Below are 1,662 nucleotides of genomic sequence, written 5' to 3'. Positions count from 1 at the left end.
CTCCATAACTCCTAAATCTTTTAATTGTGAAACACCTGTTGCTTCATTTATTGCAGGAATTACTTGTTCGTGTACATTTGGAAGTAATAGTTTATCTACTACGTTTTGTCCTCCTATGCTCACTCCAGCTTCAATTGAAGCTGTAACAGCTCCTACATTTCCTGTAATTAATATAATGTATTTTCCTGGACAAATAGTCTTTGATAAAAGTAATTGTACTTCTGCTGCTTTTACCATAGCATCTGCTGTTTTAATTCCCTTTGCTATACTATTTAACTCTACCATTCCTATAGTTCTTATCATAATATCACCTCAACTTTTTTATATAGCTTTTATAACTACATTTTCGTTTACTTCAATAACTTCGCCCTTAATACTGGCATGTACATTTGCTCCCATTTTTCCTTCGTCTATTGCACCTATCATCTGTCCTTCTTCTACTATGTCGCCTACTGAAACTATTGCAGTAGATGGTGCTCCTAATCCCTGTTTTAAAGGAATACTTACTTGTCCTGGTACTAATTCTTCTCCCTCTTTGTATGCCTGTCCTCTATATTTAGTCATTTTTAATCTTGCGATTAATCTGCCTGTAGGGATTCTCTTCTCTTCTCTCATTGCCTTGCCTTCAAATACGTCTGTTTCATTCTTCCATTTTATACCTTTTGCCATCATCTGTGCTTTAACATATCCATTCATTTTTCTAGGGGATAATCCCATAGGACATGCATACATTTCACATACTCCACATTGACAGCATATAATTGCTTCTTTAAGTGCTTCATTTCCTTCACTTAAAGCTATGCCCCTCATTATTTTATGTGGATGCATAGGGTGGCCAATTAAGAATCTTGGGCACATATCTGTACAATAATGACATTGTATACAAGATGATTTTGCCTTATTTATCATACGTTCTATTGTGATTGAATCCTTTTGTGCTACATGATGATCCTTTGGAATTACTATAATTCCTCCGTTAGTCTTTGTAATAACTGTATTTTCTGCTTCCTCTTTTGAGATTTTCTTTCCCATCATAGGTCCGCCCATTATTACTATATAGTCACTTACAGTAGTTCCTCCACATTTTTCTATACATTCCATAACCTTTGTTCCTATTGGAACTTTTATGATGGCAGGACTTCCTACCTCTCCTATAACAGTTACATATTTGTATGTAACCGGTTTATCATTAAGAGCATCAGCTATATTAACTACTGTACCTACATTTGATACAACTGCTCCTACACTTGAAGGTATTCCTCCTGGCGGTATTGTTCTTCCTGTTACTTCATAAACTAATACTTGCTCATCACCTGCAGGATAAAAAGCTGTACTTAAAAATAATTCTACTGTAGAATTTAATTTACTTATAGACTTTTTAAGTGCCTCTATTTCAGTGTGGTAAGCTGCTTTTAAGCCAATTACAGCATGTGCTGCTCCAAGCGCTTCTCCTATTTTTTGTACAGTCTCTACTACTTCGTCACTGTAATTTCTCATCAGATATTTATCTGATTGTAGTAATGGTTCACATTCCAAACCATTTACTATGAAATATTCAACTTTGGTATTTAACTTTACATGAGTCGGAAATCCTGCTCCTCCAGCTCCTATAATACCTGCATCCTTAATCTTTTTTAGTAAATCCATCATTACACCTCTCTT

2 protein-coding genes are annotated in these 1,662 nt (G+C 35.1%); both read right to left on the bottom strand.

Annotated features, from left to right (window positions below):
- A partial coding sequence (locus tag ACJDU8_RS25265) for a BMC domain-containing protein (protein ID WP_406794949.1) occupies positions 1–303 on the bottom strand: 303 nt, incomplete at its 3' end.
- 18 nt (positions 304–321) lie between these two features.
- Positions 322–1,647, bottom strand: coding sequence for a 4Fe-4S dicluster domain-containing protein (locus ACJDU8_RS25260; protein ID WP_406794951.1), 1,326 nt, complete (start codon positions 1,645–1,647; stop codon positions 322–324).
- Positions 1,648–1,662: the final 15 nt, after the last annotated feature.

This window comes from Candidatus Clostridium eludens, from assembly GCF_045310515.1.
GTDB classification, from domain to species: domain Bacteria; phylum Bacillota; class Clostridia; order Clostridiales; family Clostridiaceae; genus Clostridium_B; species Clostridium_B eludens.
This window is presented reverse-complemented; position numbering and strand designations above follow the sequence as displayed.

Coding starts and splice junctions, on each gene's coding strand:
- ACJDU8_RS25260 (WP_406794951.1), bottom strand. CDS start 1,647: ATGGATTTACTAAAAAAGATTAAGGATGCAGGTATTATAGGAGCTGGA.